Raw genomic sequence first — 22776 nt, 5'->3', positions numbered from 1 at the left:
TGTTTCATTTCTCCGAGTGGCGCAGCCCGCGCCACCGGTTGACGAGCCCCTCCGGGACTTCCTCCGCGGTCAGCACGAACACCAGGTGGTCGCGCCAGGCCCCGTCGATGTGCAGGTAGCGCGGGCGTACGCCTTCTTCGCGAAAGCCCAGCTTTTCCACCACGCGGCGGCTCGGCATGTTCTCGGGCCGGATGCAGACCTCGATCCGGTGCAGCCCCACCGTCCGGAAACAGTGGTCCACGACGAGGGCCACCGACGTCGGCATCACACCGCGGCCCGCGAACTCCCGGTCGATCCAGTAACCGACGTGCCCGGAGCGCATCGAGCCCCATGTGATACCCGCCACGGTCAACTGCCCGCACAGCGTGCCCTCGTATTCGATGACGAAGGGGAGCATCCTTCCCGCGCTCGCCTCGCTGCGCAGATGCCGGACCATCTGCCGGAACGTGGGGCGGCGGGTGTGCGGGGTGCCGGGCGGCGGGGGCGGCAGGGTGGCCTCCCAGGTACGCAGCCAGTCGCGGTTGCGCTGGTTGATCTCCCGCCAGGCTCGCTGGTCGCGCACGCGGATGGGGCGGAGGGTCACGGGTCCCTCCGCCAGCACCGCGGGCCAGGACGCGCTCAGTGGGCACCGCCGGGGTGTCTGGGGCGGCCGTCCTCCGCGCGCGGGCCGTCGTCGGCGCGCGCGTGGTCGCCGCCGTGCACCTGGTCGACCGCGTGCGGCAGCAGCCGCGCGAGCACCGCGAGCCCGTCGCGTACGCCCCCGGACGAGCCCGGGAGGTTCACGATGACCGTACGGTCCGCGACCCCGGCGAGCCCGCGGGAGAGCGCTGCGGTGGGCACCTTCGGGTACCCGTACGCCCTGATCGCCTCAGGGACGCCCGGCAGTTGGCGGTCGAGCACCCGGGCGGTCATCTCCGGGGTGCGGTCGGTCGGCGAGACGCCCGTGCCGCCGGTGGTCAGGACCACGTGGTAGCCGGCGGCGACCGCCTCGCGCAGCGCCGCCTCCACCGGCTCGCCGTCCGGCACCACCAGCGGGCCGTCCGCGGTGAAGCCCATCTCCGTCAGGCCCGCGACGAGCAGCGGGCCGCCCGTGTCCGCGTACACCCCCGCGGCTGCCCGGTTGGACACCGTGACCGCCAGGGCCCTCACGGCCGGCTCCAGTCGCCGGACTTGCCGCCGGTCTTCGTCTCGACCCGTACATCCGTGATGACCGCCGCCTTGTCGACTGCCTTGACCATGTCGACCACCGTGAGCGCCGCCACCGACACCGCGGTCAGCGCCTCCATCTCCACGCCCGTGCGGTCCGTGGTGCGCACGGTCGCCGCGATCTCCACGGCGTCGTCCGCGACGGCGAGGTCGACGGTGACGCCGGAGAGGGCCAGCGGATGGCAGAGGGGGATCAGCTCCGGGGTGCGTTTGGCGCCCATGATGCCGGCGAGCCGGGCGGTGGCCAGGGCGTCGCCCTTGGGCAGCGCCTCGCCGGGCGCGGTGCCGCGGAGCAGCTCGACGACGCGCGGCGAGACGAGGACGCGCCCGGAGGCGCGGGCGGTCCGTGCCGTGACGTCCTTGGCGGAGACGTCGACCATGCGGGCGGCGCCCGTGTCGTCGAGGTGGGTCAGGCGGCTTGGCTGGCTCATGGCGTCAGGAACTCCCGGGGTGAATTCGCGCGGAGCCACGTTACCTCCACGGCCCGCCGTCCGGCTCCGCGCGTTTCCGGCTCCCGCCGCTCAGTCGAGGAGTACGACGTCCACGGACGCCCCCGGCGTCACCTCCGTGGTCTCCTCCGGTACGACGACGAGCGCGTTCGCCCGGGCCAGCGCCGCGACGAGGTGCGACCCGGAGCCGCCCACGAGGGTGACCGCCCCGGGGCCCGGGCCACCGGGGTCGGTGCCGCCGGGGTCGGTGCCGCCGGGGTCCGGGCCGCCGTCCGGCCGCTCGTGCTCGTACCAGCCGCGGAGGAACTGCCGGCGGCCCGCGGGCGAGGTCAGCGTCTCGGTGCCGGCCAGCCGGGCCCGTACCACCGGGCGCTGCACCGGCTCCACGCCCATCAGCCTGCGGATCACAGGGCGGACGAACATCTCGAAGGAGATGTACGCGCTCACCGGGTTCCCCGGGAGCGCGAACAGCGGGGTGCGGTCCGCGCCGATGCGGCCGAAGCCCTGCGGCTTGCCCGGCTGCATCGCCAGCCGCCGGAACTCCACTCCGCCGCCCGCCTCGCCGTCCAGCTCGGCCAGCGCCTCCTTCACCACGTCGTACGCCCCGACGCTGACGCCGCCGCTGGTGACCAGCGCGTCCGCGCGGATGAGCTGGTCCTCGACGGTGGCGCGCAGGGTCTCGGCATCGTCGGCGACGGCGCCCACGCGGTAGGCGATGGCGCCCGCGTCGCGGGCGGCGGCGGTCAGCGCGTAGCTGTTGGAGTCGTGGATACGTCCTGGGGCGAGGTGCTCGCCCGGGGGCACCAACTCGCTGCCGGTGGACAGCACGACGACCCGCGGGCGCGGGCGGACCCGCACCGTGCCGCGGCCGATGGCGGCGAGCAGCCCGATCTGCGCCGGGCCGAGCACGGTGCCGGCGCGCAGCACCAGGTCGCCGGCGAGGACGTCGCTGCCGCGGGTGCGCACGTGCCGGCCGGTCCCGGCGGGCTCGTAGATCCGCACGGCGCCGCCGGCGCCCGCGGGCGACTCGCTGTGCGGGCGCATGGCGTCGACCCGGCCGCGGCCCGTGCCGCCGTCGGTCCACTCCACCGGGACGACGGCCTGGGTGCCGGGCGGCAGCGGGGCGCCGGTCATGATGCGGGCGGCCTCGCCGGCGCCGACGTGCGGCAACTCGCCCCCGCCGCCCGCCGGTACGTCGCCGACGACGCGCAGGACGGCGGGGAACTCGTCGCTCGCGCCCTCGACGTCGACGGTGCGGACCGCGTACCCGTCCATGGAGCTGTTGTCGAACGGCGGCAGGGCGACGGCCGCGGTGACGTCCTCTACGAGGACGCAGCCCTGGGCGTCGAGCAACTGCATCTCCAGCGGCTCCAACGGGCGGATCTGCCGCAGTATGTCGTCGATGTGCTCGTCGACGGACCACACCCCGGCGGACCGGCGCCCCGGCCGGTCCTCCCGGGCCGCGTCACCCGTCTCCCGGACGGCGCCGCCTGTCTCCTGCACTCCGGTCTCCTGCTTCTGCTCCCCCGCGTCCGTCGCCCCCTTCACGGCCTCGCTCAATCCGCCATCTCCTCCGCGACGTACTTCCGCAGCCACGCGCGCAGGTCGGCGCCCAGGTCCTCGCGCTCGCACGCGAGGCGGACGATCGCCCGCAGGTAGTCGCCGCGGTCGCCCGTGTCGTACCGCCGGCCCTTGAACACCACGCCGTGCACCGGGCTGTCGAGCGCCTCGTCCGTCGCCAGCCGCTGCAGGGCGTCGGTGAGCTGGATCTCGTTCCCCCGGCCGGGCTCTGTCGTGCGCAGCACGTCGAAGATCGCCGGGTCGAGCACATAGCGGCCGATGACCGCGTAGTTGCTGGGCGCGTCGGCGGCGGCCGGCTTCTCGATCAGGTCGGTGACGCGCACCACGTCACTGTCCGCGGTGGTCTCCACGGCCGCGCAGCCGTAGAGGTGGATCTGCTCCGGGTCGACCTCCATCAGCGCGATGACGCTGCCGCCGTGGTCGGCCTGGGCGCGCACCATGCGGGCCAGCAGCGGGTCGCGCGGGTCGATCAGGTCGTCGCCGAGGAGGACGGCGAACGGCTGGTCGCCGACGTGCTCGGCGGCGCACAGCACCGCGTGGCCGAGGCCGCGGGGGTCGCCCTGGCGGACGTAGTGGATGTTCGCCAGGTCGTTGGACTCCGCGACCTTCGCCAGGCGCCCGTCGTCGCCCTTCTTCCGCAGGGCCTCTTCCAGCTCGTGGTTGCGGTCGAAGTGGTCTTCGAGCGGGCGCTTGTTCCGCCCGGTGATCATGAGGACGTCGGTGAGTCCGGCCGAGACGGCCTCCTCGACGACGTACTGGATCGCGGGCTTGTCGACCACGGGCAGCATCTCTTTCGGCGTCGCCTTGGTCGCCGGCAGGAAGCGGGTACCGAGGCCGGCGGCCGGGATGACAGCCTTGGTGATCCGAGTACGCGAAGAATCCATGTTCAGCACCATAAGGGTAGGTACGGACAAGTGGGCAGCGACCAGGCCAGAAAGGCGGCGTTGCGCCGCACCCTACTCGCGGCGCGGGCCGCCGTGCCGCGGGGTGAGGCCGAGGCCGCGGCGCGGCGGCTGGCCCGGCGGGCGCTGGAGCTGCCGGAGCTGGCGGGGGCGCGGACGGTGGCGGCGTACGTGTCGGTGGGGCGCGAACCGGGCACGCGCGAGCTGCTGGAGGCGCTGCGGGCGCGCGGGACGGCGGTGCTGCTGCCGGTGCTGCTGGCGGACGACGACCTGGACTGGGCGGAGTACGGCGGTCCCGACGCGCTGCGGCCCGCCGGGCGCGGACTGCTGGAGCCGGCCGGGCCGCGGCTGGGTCCCGGGGCGGTGCGGGCGGCGGACGCGGTGCTGCTGCCGGGGCTGGCCGTCGACGGCCGGGGGCTGCGGCTGGGGCGGGGCGGCGGGTCGTACGACCGGGTGCTGGCGCGGCTGGCGGTGGGTGTCGACGGCGAGGATGGTGACGGCGGGGGTGTCGGCGGCGGAACTGCGGGCGCCGGCGGTGCAGGGGGCGGAAGTGCCCGCGGTGGCCGCGGCGGTGATGACGCCGGTGTCGGCGGCGGAGTCCCGGACGGTACGGGCCGCGCGGGCGCCCGGCGTACGGGCGTGAGCCCCCCGCGTACGGGAGCGGACACCGGCGCGCCCCCCGCCGGCGCGCCGTCCGCCGCCGGGCCCGCCCTCGTCGTGCTCCTCTACGACGGCGAAGTCCTCGACCACGTACCGGCCGAGCCCCACGACCGCCCCGTGACCGCCGCCGTGACGCCCTCCGCGGTGCACCGCTTCCCGCCGCCGTAGCCGCCGGGGCGCCGGCCCCGTACGCCTCACGGCGACAGCGTCATCGTGTCCTCAGCGGCCTCCTGCACCGCCTTGTCGGAGAACGCCCACTCGTAGAGCTCCCCCTTCGCCCACGCCGTCGTCTGGTCCGTGTAGTTCGGGTGGAAGGCGTGCCCGGAGGCGCCGGAGAGGTTGACCCAGCCCGAGGCGTCGAGGTCCGCCAGGTCGACCACCATCCGCATCGAGGGCACCCACTGCACGTCGTATCCGCCCGCCGCGTTCCAGCCGGTGGCGTTGACGGCGGCCTCGCCGCCGCTGAGGTTCCAGGGGCCGCGGTTGAGCAGCCACTGCACGACGCCGGGGCCCTCGGTGCCCAGCGTCTGGTTGCGCAGCATCAGTTGGTGCAGCCGGCCCCAGGACCAGGTGTCGATGTCCTTGCCCAGCTCGGCGGTCAGCTCCCAGCGGGCGTCGTTCATGGCGTGCTCGAACAGCTCGTCGCGGTTCTCGTCGAGGGGCTCGCCGTCGCTGCCGGTGGTCTTCCACCAGCGGCTGTCCTCGTCCTTGAGGATGCTCCGTACGACCTCGTACCACCGGTCGCCGCCGTCCGGCTGGGCGGCGTCCGCGTCGCGCTCGCCGCACTCGCGGACGGTGGCGGGCCCGTCGGGGTTCGCCGCCGGGTTGGCGGGCGGCACGTGCAGGCACTCGCCGTCCGGGCGCAGTTCCTTGGGCATCTTGTCGCCGAAGGAGAGCTTGAGGATGTTGCGCCAGACGGCGTTGAAGTACGCGGCTGCGGAGGAGTCGGTGTCCTGGCTGTAGTCCCAGTCCTTCAGCAGGTCCTGGGCCTCGCGCACCATCGGGTCATCGATCTCGATCTCCAGCAGCAGCGGAGTGAGGAGTTCGGCGATCTCGCTGTGGTTGTCGAGCTGCATGGTGCGCATGTCGTCGGGGGAGATCTTCCCGCCGTCCTTGATCTTCTCCTTGATGAGGCCGGAGATGCGGTGGCTGCGGGTGCCGTAGCCGGGGTCGGTGGTCAGAAGATACGGGTAGTCGTTCTCGTCGACGACGGCCTGGTTGGCGGTGACGATGTAGCCGCGGTCGGGGTTCAGCTCCCAGGGCAGCGCGTCGAAGGGGATGTAGCCGTCCCAGGAGTACGCCGGGTCCCAGCCGGGCGCGGGCAGGCTGCCGTCGCCGCTGCCGCGCTGCGGGATCTTGCCGGGCGCCTGGTAGCCGATGTTGCCGTCGGTGTCGGCGTAGACGAGGTTCTGCGAGGGCACGGCGAAGTCGCGGGCGGCTTCGCGGAACTCCTCGAAGTCCGCCGCCTTGTTGATGCCGAAGACGGCGTCCATGGTGCTGGACGGCTCCAGGGCGGTCCAGCGCAGCGAGACGGCGTAGCCGTCGCCGCGGTCGGGCGCGGAGTTGCCGACGGGGGCTTCCTTGCCCACCTCGGCCAGTTCGTCGCTGCGGTCGGAGATCACGGGTCCGTTGCGCGTGGTGCGTACGGTGATGCGCTTGTCCTCGCCGTCCGCGACCTTGATCAGCTCCTCGCGGGTGCCGAACTCGCGCGTCTTGCCGTCGTACAGGTACCCGTCGTCCTCGACCTTCTCCAGATACAGGTCGGCGACGTCGGCACCGAGGTTGGTCAGCCCCCAGGAGATGTCGGCGTTGTGACCTATGACCACGCCCGGCATGCCGGAGAAGGAGAAGCCGCTGACCTCGTACGGGCAGTCGTCGCTGACGCGGGTGCACTGCAGCCCCATCTGGTACCACACGGAGGGGAGCTGCGCGGACAGGTGCGGGTCGTTGGCGAGGAGGGGCTTTTCCGTGGTGGTCAGGTCGCCGGAGACGACCCAGGAGTTGGAGCCGATGCCGCTGCCGCTGGGGCCGAGGAGGGAGGGGATGTCGTCCATGGTCTTCGCCAGCGAGCCCATCTGGCTGCTGAGTCCCTCGGAGGCGGTGCTGTACGTGTTCTCCACCCCCTGCGCCCCGCCGGCGCTCCGCGGCTCGTAGCCGTCGGTGGTGGCGGTGTCTCCGTCCACGATGGGCTTGTTGCGCTTGTACGGGTACGGCGGGTACAGGTCCGCGATCTCGCCCTCGTCGAAGCGCTGGGACAGCAGCGAGCGATCTATCTCGTCCTCGACGTTGGCCCGCAGGTCCCACGCCATCGCCTTCAGCCAGGCGACGGAGTCGACGGGGGTCCACTTCTCCGGCTCGTAGTCGTTGACGAACCCCAGGGCGGCGTACTCCACGGACAGGCTGGAGCCGCTGTGGTCCGCGAGGTAGGCGTTGACCCCGTCGGCGTAGGCGCGCAGGTACTTCTTGGTCTCCCCCGAGAGCTCCTCGTCGTACTCCTTCTGCGCCACCTGGCGCCAGCCCAGCGTGCGCAGGAACTCGTCCGTCTCGACCTGGTCCTTGCCGAACATCTCCGACAGCCGGCCCGACGTCATGTGCCGGCGGACGTCCATCTCCCAGAAGCGGTCCTGCGCGTGCACGAAGCCCTGTGCGCGGAAGAGGTCCTCGGCGGTGTCCCCGTACAGCGTCGGCACCCCGCGGGCGTCGCGCTTGACCGTGACCGGCGAGGCCAGACCGGGCAGTTTGAGCGATCCGGTGGTCTGCGGGAAGGAGTCGCGCACCGTGCTGACGGTCCAGAACGCGGCGGCGCCGACGCCCAGCACCAGCAGGGTGGCGAGCCCGATCGCGACGTAGATGAGGCGGCGCCTCTTGCCTGCCGTGCGGCCGTTCTCGTTGACGGGCATGCCTGTCCTTCTGGAGCCAGCGGAGCACTTGCTGGAGCAACCTTAGGCGCCCGGTCAAGGGGCTCCGAACGGCCCCTGCGCTGTCCCCCGAAGCAGCAGGCGGACGGTCACTCCGGGTAAATTCTCCGTCAAGGCGGATCACACGAGAGGGAGAAAGCTGTCAGTCGAGGAACTCAACAAGCTCGCGCTCGTCGCCGCGCTGGTGCTCCTGGTCGCGGTCGCGGCGGTCCGGCTCGCGTCCCGCAGCGGCCTGCCCAGCCTCCTGCTGTACATGGGCATCGGCGTCCTCGTCGGCGAGGACGGCCTGTTCGGCTACGGCTTCGACGACGCCGAACTCACCCAGGTCTTCGGTTACGCGGCCCTCGCGCTGATCCTCGCCGAGGGCGGCCTCGGCACGAAGTGGAGTGAGATCAAACCCGCCCTGCCCGCGGCCGCCGTCCTGTCCACGGCGGGCGTCGCGGTCAGCGTCGGCGTGACGGCGACCGCCGCGCACTACCTGGTCGGCCTGGAGTGGAAGCAGGCGCTCATCATGGGCGCCGTCGTCTCCTCCACGGACGCCGCGGCGGTCTTCTCCGTGCTGCGCAGGGTGCCGCTGCCGAAGCGGGTCACGGGCGTGATGGAGGCCGAGTCCGGGTTCAACGACGCCCCCGTGGTCATCCTGGTCGTCGCCTTCTCCACCTCCGGGCACATCCATGCCTGGTACCTGCTCCTCGGCGAGATCCTGCTGGAGCTGGCCATCGGGGCAGCGCTGGGGCTGGCGATCGGCTGGCTGGGCTCCATGGCGCTGCGGCACGTGGCGCTGCCGGCCTCCGGCCTCTATCCGATCGCGGTGATGGCCATCGCCATCGTCGCGTACGCCGTGGGCGCCCTGGCGCACGGCAGCGGCTTCCTGGCGGTCTATCTGGCGGCGATGGTCCTGGGCAACGCGAAGCTGCCGCACTGGTCGGCCACCCGCGGCTTCGCCGACGGGGTGGGCTGGCTGGCGCAGATCGGGATGTTCGTGCTGCTCGGGCTGCTGGTCACGCCGCACGAGCTGGGCGACGACATCCTGCCCGCGGTGATCGTCGGGCTGGTGCTGACGATGGTGGCGCGGCCGGCGTCGGTGATCGTGAGCCTGTTGCCGTTCCGCATCCCCTGGCGGGAACAGGCACTGATGTCGTGGGGAGGGCTGCGCGGCGCGGTGCCGATCGTGCTGGCGACGATCCCGATGGTGAACGACGTGCCCGACTCCGGACGCGTGTTCAACATCGTCTTCGTGCTCGTCATCGTCTACACGATGGTGCAGGGTCCGACGCTGCCGCTGGTGGCGCGGTGGCTGCGGCTCGGGGACGGCGACGCGGCGTACGACCTGGGCATCGAGTCGGCGCCGCTGGAGCGGGTGCGGGGGCACCTGCTGTCGCTGTCGGTGCCGGAGCGGTCGCGGATGCACGGGGTGGAGGTCGGCGAGCTGCGGCTGCCGCCGGGGGCGGCGGTGACGCTGGTGGTGCGGGACGGGGCGAGCTTCGTGCCGACGCCGACGGACATCCTGCGGCGGGGGGACGAGCTGCTGGTGGTCACGACGGACGAGGTGCGGGACGCGACGGAGCAGCGGCTGCGGGACGTCGGACGGGGCGGCAAGCTGGCGCGGTGGCTGTCGGCGGACGAGCGGCGGGGGCGGTAGGGTCGGGGTGGAATTCGTACGAACAGTTGTCTCTGTCTGATGCAGGGCCGGCGCGCCTGACCGGCGCGCACAGCGGACGGCCCTCGGTGCGCGGCACTACCAGGCAGCAGGAAGGACCGGGCCGTGTCGCGCCCGTCTCAGCCTCCGCCTCCGGGATCCCCTTCGTCTTCGGGACCCCCTTCACTTCCGGGACCTCCTTCGTCTTCGGCGTCCCCTTCACCTTCGGGAGCTCTCTCCGGTACGCACCTGGGCCGGGCTTCCGGTACGCCAGGTCCACCCGGTGCGCGGCCCGGCTACCGTCAGTTGCTGCGGACGCCAGGGGCGCGGAGCTTCGTGCTCCCCGGCTTCGCCGCGCGGCAGCCGTTCGCGATGCTGACCATGAGCATCGTGCTGCTCGTGGAGCACACCTCCGGCTCGTACACCCTGGCCGGCACGGTGGCGGCCGCGGCGGGTCTGTCCATGGCGTTCTGCGCCCCCGTCAGCGGCAAGCTCACCGACCGCCACGGGCAGCGCGCGGTACTGCTCCCGAGCGTGCTGCTGCACGCCGCCGCGGTGGCCCTGCTGAGCGTGCTCGCGCTGGCGGGTGCGCCGGGGTGGGCACTGGTCGCCGCGGCGGTGCCGACGGGTGCGTCCATCCCCCAGATCGGGCCGATGGTACGGGCCCGTTGGTCGCATCTCTTCGCCACCGGTCCGCATCCGCGCACCCCGCTGCAGCACACGGCGACGGCGTTCGAGTCGGTGACGGACGAGTTCACGTTCGTCGTGGGGCCGGTGCTCGCCGCGGCCCTGTGTACGGGGGTGCATCCGGCGGCGGGCCTGCTGGCGGAAGGTGTGCTGACGCTGGCCGGCGGGCTGCTGTTCGCGGCGCAGCGGCGGACGGCGCCGCCGGTGGGGCGCGCGGACCGCACGGGCCTGCCGCGCGGACGGCGGGCCTCCGCGCTGCGGGCGCCGGCGCTGCCGGTGCTGGTCGCGGCGTTCTTCGGGGTCGGCGCCGTCTTCGGCGGCATGCAGGTGTCGCTGACGGCGTTCAGCGAGTCGATCGGCCGCCCCGGGCTGAGCGGGGCCCTGTACGGGGTCTTCGCCGCCGGCAACATGCTCGCCGGGGTCGTCATCGGCATGGTCCACTGGCGCGGCCCGGCGCAGCGGCGCCTGCTCGTCGCGTACCCGCTGCTGGTCGCCACCGCCTCGGGACTGTGGGCGGTCGCGGGGCTGGAGTCGGCGGCGGCGCTCGGCGGGCTCGGCCTGGCGGTGGGCGTGTGCATCGCGCCCGCGCTGATCACGGGCTTCACGCTGGCCGACGCGCTGGTGCCCAAGGAGGCGCGTACGGAGGCGTTCACGTGGCTGACAGGCGCCGTCGCGCTGGGGCAGGCCGCGGCGACGACGGCGGCCGGGCGGCTGGCGGACGGCCCGGGCGCGAGGGCCGGGTTCCTCGTACCGCTGGCGGCGACCGCGCTCGCGTGCGCCACACTGCTGCTGCTCCGGCGCCGACTGCGGCCTGCGGACAGCCACGGAGTGATCACGGTCCGTGGCGGCAAGCGCCCCGTACCGGCGCCGGTGGACTGACGGGCGGGAATGCTGCATGATGAAGCGTCGTTAGCACTCAACAGTTGAGAGTGCCAGGAGGAAGCACGTGCCGACCTACCAGTACCAGTGCACCGAATGCGGCGAGGGCCTCGAAGCGGTGCAGAAGTTCACCGATGAGCCGCTGACGGTGTGCCCCGCCTGCCAGGGGCGGCTGCGCAAGGTGTTCTCCGCGGTCGGCGTCGTCTTCAAGGGCTCCGGGTTCTACCGGACGGACAGCCGCAGCGGTTCCGGCTCGGGATCCGGGGGTTCGGGTTCCGGCGGGTCCGGGTCGAGCGAGAAGAAGAGTTCGGAGTCGTCGGCTTCGTCCTCTTCGTCGTCGTCCTCGTCTTCTTCCTCCTCTTCTTCGGGTTCGTCGTCCTCCTCGACGTCCTCGCCTTCCTCCTCGTCGTCCTCCAAGTCGTCCAGCGGGACGTCCGCGGCCTGAGCGCCGCCGGGTCGGGCCGCGCGGTTATCGTTGCGGCATGGCTGAGGCAGCGGCAGTACAGGCAGAGATCGGCGTCATCGGGGGCTCCGGGTTCTATTCGTTCCTCGACGACGTCACGGAGATCGCCGTCGAGACACCGTACGGGCCGCCCAGTGACTCGCTGTTCCTCGGCGAGATCGCGGGGCGGCGCGTCGCGTTCCTGCCCCGGCACGGCCGCAAGCACCACATCCCGCCGCACCGGATCAACTACCGCGCCAACCTGTGGGCATTGCGCTCCCTGGGCGTACGGCAGGTGCTGGGGCCGTGCGCCGTGGGCGGGCTGCAGCCGGAGCACGGGCCGGGGACGCTGCTCGTACCGGACCAGATGGTGGACCGTACGAAGTCGCGCGCGCAGACGTACTACGACGGTGAGCAACTGCCCGACGGCGCCACGCCGAACGTCGTCCACGTGAGCCTCGCCGACCCCTACTGCCCCACGGGGCGCGGAGCCGCGCTGAAGGCCGCGCACGAGAGCGGCTGGGAGGCGGTCGACGGGGGGACGCTGGTCGTCATCGAGGGGCCGCGGTTCTCCACGCGGGCGGAGTCGGTGTGGCACCGGGCGCAGGGGTGGGCCGTGGTCGGGATGACCGGGCACCCGGAGGCGGTGCTGGCGCGTGAACTGGAGCTCTGCTACACGTCGATGACGCTGGTGACGGACCTGGACGCGGGCGCCGAGACGGGCGAGGGCGTCTCGCACGAAGAGGTGCTGGAGGTCTTCGCGGCGAACGTCGGTCGGCTGCGGGACGTGCTGTTCGACGCGGTGGGGCGGCTGCCGGCGACGGCGGACCGGAACTGCCTGTGCGCGGGGGCGCTGGCCGGGATGGACCCGGGGATCGAACTGCCGTAGCGGCGGTTTGCCCGGCCGCAGGGGCGGTTTACCCGGGCGCGGGTGACGGGGTTATCCACAACTGGGGAGTTATCCACAGGCTGGAGCGGGGCGGGCGGGGATCGGGCAGAGTCAGGGGCGTCACGGAACGCGATCGACTCGTCACGAACAGGTGGTGGCCGCCATGTCTGCCTTGGCCCGTACTCTTCCCGGCTCTTCTCTGACTCTTTCTCCCGGCGCCGAGGCCGGCTCGCGGAACGGCGATGCGGGGCCCGGAGGCAACGGCCTGGCGGAGGCGGTGATTTCACGCGGGGCCGGCGCGGGCGCGGCGGGACCGGGCTCGTTGCCGGCCGCGGGACCCGGCTCGCTGTCCGCGGCGGGACCGGGCTCGTTGCCGCGCGGGGCGCCGCCGCCGGGCGGGGTGCCGGACTTCGAGCCGCTGCGCCCGGCGCGCGGGGCCCGGGTGCGGCGGGCGCTGGCGAGCCGCCGGCGATTGCTGGCCGCATTACTCGCGATGGCGGCAGCGGCCCTGGCCGCGGGACCGCGCAGCGACGCGGAAGACCCACCGCCTGCCGCGGCACCGGACGACTCGGAGCGGGAGGCTTCCGGCGACGTCACGGGCCCGGCGGCTGCGGGGCGGGACGGGGGCGGCAGCGGCGGCGGGGAGGTGCTGGCGCCGGTGCGGATCGCCGACGCGGGGGTGGCCGGCCTGCTGGCGCCGGGCGATGTGGTGGACGTGCTGGCCGTGGACGCCGAGGACGGAGGCGCGGCGCGGGTCGTGGCACGGGCGGCGCGCGTGGCGGAGATCCCGGGGACGGCGGGGGCGCCGGACGCGGAGCAGGGCGCGGACGCGACCGGGGCCGCGGAGACACGGGGAGCGATGGGGGCGCCGGAGTCGATAGAGGCGCCGGACGTGCCAGAAGAGGCCCTGGACGCAACGGACTTGCCGGAGACCCCGGAGGTGGAGTTGCCGTCCGGAGCAGCGGGGTTGACGGGGTGGGAGGACGGGGCGCTGGTGGTGCTGTCCGTGCCGCGGTCCGCGGCCACGGCGCTGGCCGGAGCGGCGGCCGGCGGACGGCTGGCGGTGACGCTGCGATGACGACACTTGCGCGGCTGGTCACCGGCATGAGTGGGAGGATTGGACAATCCTTCCGTATCTCTGCCATACCTTGCTGGGTCGACCGACCCGTCGAGAGTGAAGCGAGGAAGGGCATTGAGCACGCAGGGCGCCGGGAGCACCTCGGACAGTCAGGGCGTCATCGCCGGGTTCAAGCAGTTCCTGATGCGCGGGAACGTGATGGAACTCGCCGTCGCCGTCGTCGTCGGCGCGGCGTTCACGAGCATCGTGAATGCCGTGGTCAAGGGCGTCATCAACCCCATCGTCGGCATCTTCGGCTCGAAGAACCTCGACAAGTACCACTCGTGCTTCAGCGATGTCTGCACGACGAGCCCGGAGGGCGAGGTCACCAAGGGCGTCGCGATCCTGTGGGGCCCGGTGCTGAGCGCGACGCTGACGTTCGTCATGACGGCGGCCGTCGTGTACTTCGCGATGATCCTGCCGATGAACAAGCTCAGGGAGCGGCAGGCGGCGAAGGCACCGGCGGAGGAGACCGCCGTGGAGGCCACGGAGATCGAGCTGCTGACGCAGATCCGCGACGAGCTGGCGGCCCAGCGGAACGTCGCGACGCCGAACCGCGACGGCGGCACACTGCCGTCACAGAGGTAGCACGGCGCGCGGCCGCCCGGAAGCGGCGGGGCCGTCGCCGAGGCCCCGTGCGGGGTCAGATGTGGTGCGGCGGCTTCTCGTCGAGGAAGCGGGCCAGATCGGCGGCGCTCCCCTCGGCGGCGGGCCGCTCGCCCCAGCCCTCGTCGGTGTCGTCCCGGCTCGGCTGCGCCAGCGGATCGTCGAAGACGAGCGGGTTCTCGGGCTCGGTGCTCATAGCCCCCAGGATACGGGGCCGCCCCCGGCGGCGGCCGGGGCGGCGGCGTAGCGGAGCGGGGCGGCACGTCCGGCGACACGGCGCGCACGCCGGACGGGCGGTACGGGCACGGGCGTAGGCACGCGCTGTGGTCGGTGCGCGGTGGCAGTCACGCGTGCTGTGACCCGGGCGCGGCCCTGGGGATGTGCCGCCGGAGACCCATGGGGTGGGCCATTAAGGTGCGTCGCATGGGTGTGGACGGGATCACGGATGTGGCGGGGCTGCGGGTCGGGCATGCATCGCGGGTCGGGGACGGGTGGCTGACCGGGACGACGGTGGTGCTCGCTCCGGTGGGTGGCGCCGTCGCCTCCGTGGACGTACGCGGGGGCGGACCCGGCACCCGGGAGACCGATGCCCTCGACCCGCGCAACATCGTGCCGCGGGTGGAAGCGGTGGTGCTGACGGGCGGCAGTGCGTACGGGCTGGCCGCCGCCTCCGGCGTGATGGCCTGGCTGGAGGAGCAGGGCCGCGGCTTCCGGGTGGGGCCCGATCCGGCGCAGGTGGTCCCGGTGGTCCCGGCGGCCGCCCTGTTCGACCTGGGGCGCGGCGGCGACTTCCGGGCCCGCCCCGACGCCGCCATGGGCCGGGAGGCCGCCGCCGCGGCAGCGGCCTCCGCGTCCGGCGCCCCGGTCGCGGAGGGCAACGTCGGCGCGGGAACGGGCGCGGTGTGCGGGGCGATGAAGGGCGGCGTCGGCACGGCGAGCACGGTGCTGCCCTCCGGCACCACGGTCGCCGCGCTGGCCGTCGTCAACGCCGCCGGCTCCGGCATCGACCCGGCCACGGGCGCGCTGTACGCGGAGTTGCCCGGCGCGGCCGCGGGCGGACCCGCGGCGCCCGGCGAAGCAAGGGGTGGGGATGGGGGGCGGGGGGTCCCCCCCGGGGCTTCTTCGGGGGGTGGCTCCAGGGGCGGCGCGGGAGGTCTGCCCGGCGCGGAGGTGCATGCCGCCGCGTGGCGGCGGTTGGAGGCGGCCCGGGAGGAGACCGCGCGGCGGTTCGCCGCGTCGGCCCGGCCGCCGCTGAACACGACGCTGGCCGTCGTCGCCACGGACGCCGCCCTCGGCAAGGCGCAGGCGCAGAAGCTGGCCGGCTCCGCGCACGACGGCCTGGCCCGTGCCGTACGCCCCGCGCACCTGCTCTCCGACGGCGACACCGTGTTCGCCCTGGCCACCGGCACCCGGCCGCTGCTGCCCCCGGACGCCGCCACCCCCGACCCGGCGTTCGCGGTCCACCAGGAAGCCGGCGCGCTCAACGAGATCTTCGCGGCCGGTGCGGACACCCTCACCCGGGCCATGGCCAGGGCACTCCGCACCGCAGAATCCATCGACGGCCCGGGCGGCGTCTTCCCCTCGTACACCGACCTCTACGGCCCCGCCTGACAACGGACTCCGACCCGCCCGGCCCGTCCGCCCCCTCGGGGAACTGCCGTTGCCGCGTTGCCGGTAGCAGGGCGAGCGCGGTTTCGGGTGGGAGGCGGGTGAGGGTGAGGCCGGTCGCCGCCCGCGGCCGCGGCCAGGAAGGCGTCGGCAACGGCGGTGCCGGCAGGCGCGGTTGCGGGCGGGGTTGCAGGTGCGGGGGCGGATGCGGGCGCGGGCGCGGTTCCCCGGATGCGGGCGCGGGCGCGGCTGGCGTGTTTCTTCGCGTTGGCCTCGGTGGTGCCGAGGGTCTCCGCCGCCTCCCGGAACGGCATGCCGGACAGCTCGTGCAGGACGTAGGCGACGCGCTGCGGCGGGGTCAGCCGGTCGAGGACGACCAGCAGGGCGCGGGAGACCTGTTCCGTTGCAGGAAGCGCTCGTCCGCCGCGAGTTGCCCGTCCGGGATCAGGTCCGCGGGCAGCGGTCCTCGCGGCGGCGGCGCCGCGCGCGCAGGTGGTCGGGGCAGACCCGGGTGAGGACGGTCGTCAGCCAGGCGGCCGGGTTGCGCGGCTCCGCGGAGGCGGCGGCCGACGCCTTGATCCACGTCGTCTGCACGGCGTCTTCCGCGTCGTGTACGGATCCGAGCAGCCGGAACGCCCACGCCGTCACCTGCGGCCGGGTCGCCTCGAACTCCGCAACCTGAACCACGGGATGTCACCTTTCCCCGGCGGGAGACGTTGGGACGGACGAGACCACCACTCTCACGTCCCGGAAGCCCACCAGCCGAGGAGTTCCACTGCCCATGGGCGTACAGACGACCGCGCCGGCCACCGCCGTGGTGGTGTGCATCGCGGCGAACACGTTCATCGCCGTCGCCGACTTCGCCAAGGCGGGGTTCGTGATGAAGAACTCCGCCGCCGTGCACACCCCCGCCGCCGCCCTGCCCTACCTCGCGGCGCTGAAGCTGGCGGGTGCGGCCGGGCTCGTCGTCGGGCTGGCGGCGGTGCCGTGGCTCGGGGTCGCCGCCGGGGTCGGCCTGACCCTGTTCTTCACCGGGGCCGTCGCCGCGCACATCAGGGCACGCGTCTTCCACAACATCGCGTTCCCCGGCCTGTATCTGCTCCTCGCCGTGGCGTCCGCCGCCTACATGACCGACGCCGCGATCGGCGCGTGAGACCGCCTGCCCACCGGGGCATGGGGAAGCCCCCGATGCCGGGGGGAGGCATCGGGGGCTGCTCGGGGTGGGCGGTCGGGCCGCCCGTCAGGCCGCGGACTCGAAACCGGTGTCGCGGGCGAGCTTCTTCAGTTCGACGAGCGCGTGCTTCTCGATCTGCCGGATCCGCTCGCGGGTCAGGCCGTGCTGCTTGCCGACCTCGGTCAGCGTGCGCTCGCGGCCGTCCTCGATGCCGTAGCGCGCCTTGATGATCGACGCCGTGCGGGGCTCCAGCCGGCCGATGAGGCCCTCCAGTTCCTCGCGGCGCATCATCACCAGCACGGAGTCCTCCGGCGAGTCCGCGCCGGTGTCCTCCAGCAGGTCGCCGAACTGGGTCTCGCCCTCGTCGTCGACCGCCATGTTGAGGCTGACCGGGTCGCGGGCCCAGTCCAGGACGTCCGTCACGCGCTCGGGCGTCGAGCCCAGCTCGGCGGCCACCTCGGCGGGCTCCGGCTCACGGCCGTGCTCGCGGTTGAACTCGCGCTGTACGCGCCGGATACGGCCCAGTTCCTCCACGAGGTGGACGGGGAGCCGGATCGTCCGGGACTGGTCGGCGATGGAGCGGGTGATGGCCTGCCGGATCCACCACGTGGCGTACGTGGAGAACTTGAAGCCCTTCTTGTAGTCGAACTTCTCGACGGCGCGCACCAGGCCGGCGTTCCCCTCCTGGATCAGGTCGAGGAGCGGCAGCCCGCTGCGCGGGTAGCGGCGGGCGACGGCGACGACCAGGCGGAGGTTCGAGCGGATGAAGAGGTCCTTGGCACGCTCGCCCTGCGCCACGATCGCTTCGAGTTCCTCCCGGTTCGCCGACGCGCTCGGCGCGTCCAGCGCCTCGGACTTCGCCTCGCCGGCGAGCAGCTTCCCGGCGTAGACGCCGGCCTCGATGTCCAGGGAGAGCTCGACTTCCTTCGCGGCGTCGAGCAGCGGCGTCCGTGCGATCTCGTCGAGGTACATCCCGACGAGGTCGCGGTCGGCGATCTCGCCGCTCGTGGCGCGAGCGCCGCGAGCGCTACTTGCCCCGCCGGCCGGGGTTGCGGCCTGGCGGCGGGCGACGGCACGGGTTGCCATGCGTGCTCCCTTGCGAGTGAGTTCCTCACCGGTGGTCGACACCTACCGGGTGTCCCTTGCATCTCGTTAAACGAAGAGAATCAGGACAGAATTCCCTTCGGGTGCCCCGGTTTTCGTGATCTTGCAGTATCCTGCCCCGCCTCAAGGCAGGCTCAGGGCGCCGTACGGTGTTGCCGTACGGGCCGGAGAGGGCCTGGTCAGGCCGGGCGGTCGGCGGGTGGCGGCGGCCCGGGCCGGTGCCGGCCGCCGCTGGTCCGTGAGATGCCCGTCACATCCGACATCGTGACCTTCCCCCCTGGGCGGCGCCGTCCTGGGCCGCCCCTCCCCCTGTGAAGACGGCGCGCGGGGCCTTCTGGTTGCTCCCGCGGCCGGAAAGTGCGGGTGGGTGCCTGGGCCCGTAGACCTACGGGGACCTAGGGCCCGCGGCCGTTACGGACCGGCGGCGGCGCACGTAGCGTCGCCGGCATGGAGACGAGCCGCGAGGACGCGCGTACGGAGAAGGGCCGCACCCGGGACGGCAGGGACGACAGCGGGGTGCTCGACGAGGCCCTGGAGCGGCTGCATGCCGCGGGCCCCGAGCGGCAGGGCTGGCTGACGAACCACGGGCCGATGACCGTCGAGGCCCTGGTGCACGGCGACCGGGCGGCGACGGTGCACCGCTGGCTGGACCGCTACCGGGACAAGCTGGAGGACATGCCGCCGCAGGCCCGGCCCATCGACCCCGCCGCCTGGCGCGAGGCGCTCGGCGACCCGGCCCGGCTCGGGGACTGGCCGGCGTACTTCGCGCGGGAGCTGGACGCCCGGCCATGGCGCGAGGTGCTGGCGGAGTGGTGGCCGCGGCTGCTGCCCGGGCTGGCCGGCGCCGCGACGCACACCGTGATCCGCGCGGGCCACGCCGTACGGACTCTCCAGGACACCGAGGCCGCGGGCCACGCCCCCACCGGCCCCCGCGTCACCGAGCTGGCGCACGCCCTGGGCTACTGGGCCGCCCGCTACGCCCGCCTGCCAAGCGCCCCCGTCCCCGCCGGCACCGCCGGCCCGGACGCGGCGCTGGCCGCCGTGCCCGCCGTGCCCGCGCAGGCCGGCGGCATCCGCGAGCGGCTGGCGCAGCTCACCGCGGAGTCGACGCCCGGCTGGCCGGCGGCGGTGAGCGCCCTGGCCCCGGCGCGTACCCCCGAGGAGGCCCGCGAGGCGCTGGCCGGGCTGGTGCGGGCCGCGGTCCACCGCTATGCGGCGTACGGCCATGGCGAGCCGGTGATGCTGGTGCACGCGGCGACCGCCCCGAACGCCGTGCTCCGCGCCCTGCCCGCGCTCCCCCGCGATCTGTGGGTCCCGAGCTACGCGGCCGCCTGGGCGGCGAGCGCCGCCGTCACCGCCGCGTACGGACCTGCCGCCCCGCTGCCGCCGGACCGCGTCCCGGCGCCGCCGGCCGGGGACGCGGCGGCCGCCGCCGACGAGCTGCTGACCCGGGCGGCGGCGCACGGGGACGAGCACACGATCAAGTTCGTCGACACCGCGCTGGACGTCGGCGACGACACCGCGCGCGTGGCCGCGCTGCAGTCCGTCGCGCTCATCGACCCGGCGTTCTGAACCGGGCGCACGCGAGCATCCGGCCGAGCGCCGGTATGGTTGAAGTCTAAACTTCAGGGGACCGGAAGGCGGCGACCCACCATGCCCACCATGCCCGCGCTCTATCTCTCCCACGGCGCCCCGCCGCTCGCCGACGACCCCGTCTGGCCCGCCGAGCTGGCCGCCTGGGCCGCGGACCTGCCCCGCCCGCGCGCCGTCCTCGTGGTCTCCGCGCACTGGGAGGAGGCCCCCGTCGCCCTCGGCGCCACCACCACGGTCCCGCTGGTCTACGATTTCTGGGGCTTCCCCGAGCACTACTACCGCGTCCGCTACCCCGCCCCCGGCGCCCCCGAACTGGCCGAGTCCGTACGCAAACTGCTGCGCACCCCCGGCGAGAGCGTGCAGGACTTCCCCGACCGCGGCCTCGACCACGGCGCGTACGTGCCGCTGGTGGAGATGTTCCCGGACGCCGGCATCCCGGTGCTCCAGCTCTCCATGCCGACCCTGGACCCCGGGCGGCTGCTGGCGCTCGGCCGCCGGCTCGCACCGCTGCGCGCGGAGGGCGTGCTGATCGTCGGCAGCGGCTTCTTCACCCACAACCTCGCCGCGCTGCGGCACACCGGCGACGGGCCGCCCGCGTGGTCCGCGGAGTTCGACGCCTGGGGCCGCGAGGCGCTGGCGGCGCAGGACGTGGACGCGCTGCTGGACTTCGTACGGAAGTCGCCCGCGGGCCGGCTGGCCCACCCCCGTACCGAGCACTTCGCCCCGCTGTTCGTCACCCTCGGCGCCGCCGAGGACGACCTGCCCACCCAGCGCAGCGTCATCGACGGCTTCTGGATGGGGCTTGCCAAGCGCTCCCTCCAACTGGGCTGAGCGAGACGGCGGCAGCGGACAAGAGAACCGGGCATGGCGAAGGCCCCTTCCCGTCCCCCCGAGGAACGGAAAGGGGCCTTCGCTAGCCCTGAACTCCCCTTTGAGTCAGTGCACTGGCGCGGTCAGTGGACCATCACCGGCGCCTGCACCTCGTCCGGCGTACCGGCGTCCTTGCCGTCGCCGGAGACCTCGTGCCCCGCCTGCGCCCGGGCGTTGACCAGGGCGTACGCGATGGCGGCCGAGACCACCAGGATGCCGACGGCCCACCAGATCGCCGTCGAGTAGCCGTGCACGGCCGCGGAGTTCTCGAAGCCCTGGCGGCCCAGGCTGCGGGCCTCCGAGGCGTGCGAGGAGATCCAGTCGGTCGTGGCACTGGCGGCGATCGTGTTCAGCAGCGCGGTGCCGATGGCGCCGCCGACCTGCTGCGAGGTGTTGACCATCGCCGAGGCGATGCCCGAGTCACGCGGCTCGACCCCGAAGGTAGCCAGGGACATGGCCGGCATGAACGCCGTGCCCAGTCCCAGGCCCAGCAGCACGAGGCCGGGCAGGACGATCGCGGCGTACGAGCTGCCGGGCTCTATCTGGGCCAGCAGCAGCATGCCGAGGGCGCCGACGAGGAAGCCCGGCACCAGCAGCAGCCGCGGCTGCACGCGGGTCATCAGCCGGGCGCCGATCTGCGTCGAGCCGATGATCATGCCCACGATCATGGGGAGGAACGCCAGGCCGGTCTTGACCGGGCTGTAGCCCTTCACGACCTGCAGGTAGTAGGTGAGGAACAGGAAGACGCCGAACATCGCGATGACCGCGAGGCCGAGCGAAAGGTAGACGCCGCCGCGGTTGCGGTCGAGCAGGACGCGCAGCGGCAGCAGCGGGTTCTTGACCCTGGCCTCCAGCGCCACGAACGCGGCAAGCAGCACCACGGACGCGACGAACATGACCAGCGTCAGGGTGTCGGTCCAGCCGGACGACTCGGCCCGGGTGAAGCCGTACACCAGCGCCACCAGACCGGTGGTCGCCAGCAGCACGCCCGGGATGTCGAGCGAGGAGCGGTTCCGGCTGCCCTTCGGGTCGTGGATGACGGCCATGGCGCCGAGGACCGCGACGACGGCGAACGGGATGTTCACGAAGAATGTCCAGCGCCAGTCGAGGTAGTCCGTCAGCACGCCGCCGAGGATCAGGCCGACGGCACCGCCACCACCGGCGATGGCGCCGTAGATGCCGAACGCCTTGGCGCGCTCCTTGCCGTCGGTGAAGAGGACCGCGAGCAGCGACAGGGCGGCGGGCGCGAGCAGCGCGCCGAAGACGCCCTGGAGGGCGCGGGCGCCGAACATCATGGCCTGACCGGTCGCGGCGCCGCCGAGCGCGGAGGCGACCGCGAAGCCGACGAGGCCGGTGATGAAGGTGCGCTTGCGGCCCCAGAGGTCGGCGATGCGGCCGCCGAAGAGCAGCAGACCACCGAAGGCGAGCGCGTAGGCCGTGATGACCCACTGGCGGTTGGCATCGGAGATGCCGAGGTCCTCCTGGGCGGAGGGAAGCGCAATGTTCACGATGGTCGCGTCGAGGACGACCATCAACTGAGCCACAGCGATGAACGCGAGGGCTTTCCAGCGCCTCGGATCAGGCTGCAATGCCGTTTCTGGCATGGGGGTACCCACCATTCGAGTTCAGGGTTGATCTTGGTACGAATCAGAACGAACCGGTGCTCATCACCGCACAGGGCTCGGAAACAGAGAGTCTCGATGATCAGAACAGACTCACCGCTCGCGGATCACCTCATTTACGTGCCCTTCTGCCGCAAAGCCTCGAACGTGGCGGCGCTGCCGGACAGCGTTGACCTGGCCGGATTCATCAGCCCGTCAAGGAACAGCTCCAGATGACGGTGCATGTACGTGTCGAACCCCACACCGCACTCCAGGCCGGGCAGCGGCCGGGTGAGCTGGGCGAGCGCGACCATCAGGTCGCCGACGCCCACGTCCGACCGGAGCGTGCCCTCGGCGCGGGCCCGCGCCATCAGGTCCTCCAGCGCGGTGTCGAGCCGCTCGCGCATGCCGATCACCTCGGGCGCCGCGTGGTCGAAGCCGTCGGCGAGCAGGGGACACAGCGACCCGATCCGCTCGTCGGCGCCCCGGTGCACGAAGCCCCGCAGCGCATCGAACGCGTCGCCGTCCTCGGCGAGCGCGGCCTCCGCCAGGCCGGCGATGCGGCGCATGGATTCCAGGGTCACCTGGAGGATCAGCTCGCGGCGGTCGGCGAAGTGCCGGTAGACCGTCGCGTTGCCGACGCCGGCGCGGCGGGCGATCTCGTCGAGCGGGACGTCGGGTCCCCACTCCACGAACGCCTCCCGGGCGGCCTCGATGATCCGTTCACGGTTGCGGGAGGCGTCGGCCCGCATGCGCGGCTGCCGCTGCTCGGGGAGCGTGGCGCTCTTGCCCGTGCCCATGGTTGCCTCCCTGGTGGCTTCCGGGGAATCACTCCCCGCTTTCTTCGGACA

Annotated in this window: 22 protein-coding genes and 1 pseudogene; 11 read left to right on the top strand and 12 right to left on the bottom strand. The window is 73.4% G+C overall.

The genetic code is table 11. The features are described 5' to 3' along the window. Nucleotides 1–4: 4 nt before the first annotated feature. The 5 genes from CXR04_RS22355 to galU all read right to left on the bottom strand — a co-directional run bounded on the left by CXR04_RS22355 (nt 5) and on the right by galU (nt 4120). The gene (locus CXR04_RS22355) at nt 5–583 is read right to left on the bottom strand and encodes a GNAT family N-acetyltransferase (protein ID WP_101424089.1); all 579 of its coding nucleotides are present in this window, start codon (nt 581–583) and stop codon (nt 5–7) included. Between the two features lie 35 nt (nt 584–618). Further along, nucleotides 619–1149 carry a MogA/MoaB family molybdenum cofactor biosynthesis protein gene (locus CXR04_RS22350; protein ID WP_101424088.1) on the bottom strand — a complete coding sequence of 177 codons (531 nt, stop codon included), beginning with the start codon at nt 1147–1149 and terminating at the stop codon, nt 619–621. After that, a complete protein-coding gene (moaC, locus tag CXR04_RS22345) occupies nt 1146–1637 on the bottom strand; it encodes a cyclic pyranopterin monophosphate synthase MoaC (RefSeq protein WP_101424087.1) in 492 nt (163 codons plus the stop codon). The genes CXR04_RS22350 and moaC overlap by 4 nt, the downstream gene beginning before the upstream one ends. Before the next feature lie 90 nt (nt 1638–1727). Next, nucleotides 1728–3215 (bottom strand): molybdotransferase-like divisome protein Glp, encoded by a 1488-nt coding sequence (gene glp / locus CXR04_RS22340; protein WP_101424086.1) that lies wholly within the window; start codon nt 3213–3215, stop codon nt 1728–1730. Next, nucleotides 3212–4120 (bottom strand): UTP--glucose-1-phosphate uridylyltransferase GalU, encoded by a 909-nt coding sequence (gene galU / locus CXR04_RS22335; protein WP_234380412.1) that lies wholly within the window; start codon nt 4118–4120, stop codon nt 3212–3214. The genes glp and galU overlap by 4 nt, the downstream gene beginning before the upstream one ends. A 30-nt stretch (nt 4121–4150) precedes the next feature. Between galU and CXR04_RS36100 the strand changes: the two are divergent. After that, nucleotides 4151–4609 (top strand): annotated as a pseudogene (locus CXR04_RS36100) (5-formyltetrahydrofolate cyclo-ligase); the annotation flags it as partial. 383 nt (nt 4610–4992) lie between these two features. Here the strand turns inward: CXR04_RS36100 and CXR04_RS22325 are convergent. After that, nucleotides 4993–7698, bottom strand: coding sequence for a penicillin acylase family protein (locus tag CXR04_RS22325; RefSeq protein ID WP_101424083.1), 2706 nt, complete (start codon nt 7696–7698; stop codon nt 4993–4995). Nucleotides 7699–7855: 157 nt separating this feature from the next. Between CXR04_RS22325 and CXR04_RS22320 the strand changes: the two genes are divergently transcribed. The 6 genes from CXR04_RS22320 (at nt 7856) to mscL (ending at nt 13957) form a co-directional block, all read left to right on the top strand. Next, the gene (locus CXR04_RS22320) at nt 7856–9358 is read left to right on the top strand and encodes a potassium/proton antiporter (RefSeq protein ID WP_101424082.1); all 1503 of its coding nucleotides are present in this window, start codon (nt 7856–7858) and stop codon (nt 9356–9358) included. Between the two features lie 303 nt (nt 9359–9661). After that, on the top strand, nt 9662–10921 hold the full coding sequence (locus CXR04_RS22315) for an MFS transporter (RefSeq protein ID WP_101424081.1): 1260 nt from the start codon (nt 9662–9664) through the stop codon (nt 10919–10921). Nucleotides 10922–10988: 67 nt separating this feature from the next. Beyond that, nucleotides 10989–11366, top strand: a complete 378-nt coding sequence (locus tag CXR04_RS22310; RefSeq protein ID WP_101424080.1) for an FmdB family zinc ribbon protein — start codon at nt 10989–10991, stop codon at nt 11364–11366. A gap of 37 nt (nt 11367–11403) precedes the next feature. Then, a complete protein-coding gene (locus tag CXR04_RS22305) occupies nt 11404–12252 on the top strand; it encodes an S-methyl-5'-thioadenosine phosphorylase (protein WP_101424079.1) in 849 nt (282 codons plus the stop codon). Nucleotides 12253–12529: 277 nt separating this feature from the next. Then, nucleotides 12530–13330 (top strand): hypothetical protein, encoded by an 801-nt coding sequence (locus CXR04_RS22300; protein ID WP_234380409.1) that lies wholly within the window; start codon nt 12530–12532, stop codon nt 13328–13330. Nucleotides 13331–13444: 114 nt separating this feature from the next. Beyond that, nucleotides 13445–13957, top strand: a complete 513-nt coding sequence (gene mscL / locus CXR04_RS22295; protein WP_101424078.1) for a large conductance mechanosensitive channel protein MscL — start codon at nt 13445–13447, stop codon at nt 13955–13957. Between the two features lie 55 nt (nt 13958–14012). Here mscL and CXR04_RS35305 read toward each other — a convergent pair whose 3' ends face one another. Further along, complete coding sequence (locus CXR04_RS35305; protein ID WP_018839180.1) at nt 14013–14171, bottom strand: hypothetical protein; 159 nt, start codon at nt 14169–14171, stop codon at nt 14013–14015. Nucleotides 14172–14398: 227 nt separating this feature from the next. Here CXR04_RS35305 and CXR04_RS22290 point away from each other — a divergent pair, with 227 nt between their 5' ends. Beyond that, on the top strand, nt 14399–15586 hold the full coding sequence (locus CXR04_RS22290; RefSeq protein WP_101424077.1) for a P1 family peptidase: 1188 nt from the start codon (nt 14399–14401) through the stop codon (nt 15584–15586). Here the strand turns inward: CXR04_RS22290 and CXR04_RS36095 are convergent. After that, a complete protein-coding gene (locus CXR04_RS36095) occupies nt 15571–15963 on the bottom strand; it encodes a sigma factor-like helix-turn-helix DNA-binding protein (RefSeq protein ID WP_442802469.1) in 393 nt (130 codons plus the stop codon). The genes CXR04_RS22290 and CXR04_RS36095 overlap by 16 nt on opposite strands. A 64-nt stretch (nt 15964–16027) precedes the next feature. Next, nucleotides 16028–16270 (bottom strand): sigma factor, encoded by a 243-nt coding sequence (locus CXR04_RS36090; protein WP_234380408.1) that lies wholly within the window; start codon nt 16268–16270, stop codon nt 16028–16030. A gap of 94 nt (nt 16271–16364) precedes the next feature. On the opposite strand from CXR04_RS36090, the gene CXR04_RS22280 reads away from it, so the two are divergent. Further along, on the top strand, nt 16365–16736 hold the full coding sequence (locus CXR04_RS22280; RefSeq protein WP_101424076.1) for a DoxX family protein: 372 nt from the start codon (nt 16365–16367) through the stop codon (nt 16734–16736). 87 nt (nt 16737–16823) lie between these two features. Here the strand turns inward: CXR04_RS22280 and CXR04_RS22275 are convergent, their stop codons facing one another. After that, the gene (locus tag CXR04_RS22275) at nt 16824–17843 is read right to left on the bottom strand and encodes a sigma-70 family RNA polymerase sigma factor (RefSeq protein WP_101424075.1); all 1020 of its coding nucleotides are present in this window, start codon (nt 17841–17843) and stop codon (nt 16824–16826) included. Nucleotides 17844–18308: 465 nt separating this feature from the next. Between CXR04_RS22275 and CXR04_RS22270 the strand changes: the two genes are divergently transcribed. Both CXR04_RS22270 and CXR04_RS22265 read left to right on the top strand, forming a co-directional pair. Beyond that, nucleotides 18309–19433 carry a questin oxidase family protein gene (locus tag CXR04_RS22270; protein WP_101424074.1) on the top strand — a complete coding sequence of 375 codons (1125 nt, stop codon included), beginning with the start codon at nt 18309–18311 and terminating at the stop codon, nt 19431–19433. Between the two features lie 81 nt (nt 19434–19514). Then, nucleotides 19515–20285 (top strand): dioxygenase family protein, encoded by a 771-nt coding sequence (locus tag CXR04_RS22265; RefSeq protein ID WP_101424073.1) that lies wholly within the window; start codon nt 19515–19517, stop codon nt 20283–20285. Between the two features lie 122 nt (nt 20286–20407). Here CXR04_RS22265 and CXR04_RS22260 read toward each other — a convergent pair whose 3' ends face one another. Together CXR04_RS22260 and CXR04_RS22255 are read right to left on the bottom strand one after the other, a co-directional pair. After that, nucleotides 20408–21928: an MFS transporter gene (locus tag CXR04_RS22260; RefSeq protein ID WP_101426530.1), complete on the bottom strand. Its 1521-nt coding sequence runs from the start codon at nt 21926–21928 to the stop codon at nt 20408–20410. Between the two features lie 134 nt (nt 21929–22062). Continuing rightward, on the bottom strand, nt 22063–22725 hold the full coding sequence (locus CXR04_RS22255; protein WP_101424072.1) for a TetR/AcrR family transcriptional regulator: 663 nt from the start codon (nt 22723–22725) through the stop codon (nt 22063–22065). Nucleotides 22726–22776 lie beyond the last annotated feature (51 nt).

Origin of the sequence: Streptomyces sp. CMB-StM0423, from assembly GCF_002847285.1 — a bacterium.
Lineage (GTDB): Bacteria > Actinomycetota > Actinomycetes > Streptomycetales > Streptomycetaceae > Streptomyces.
The sequence above is the reverse complement of the archived record's forward strand: the minus strand, read 5'-3'. Positions and strand labels throughout refer to the sequence as shown.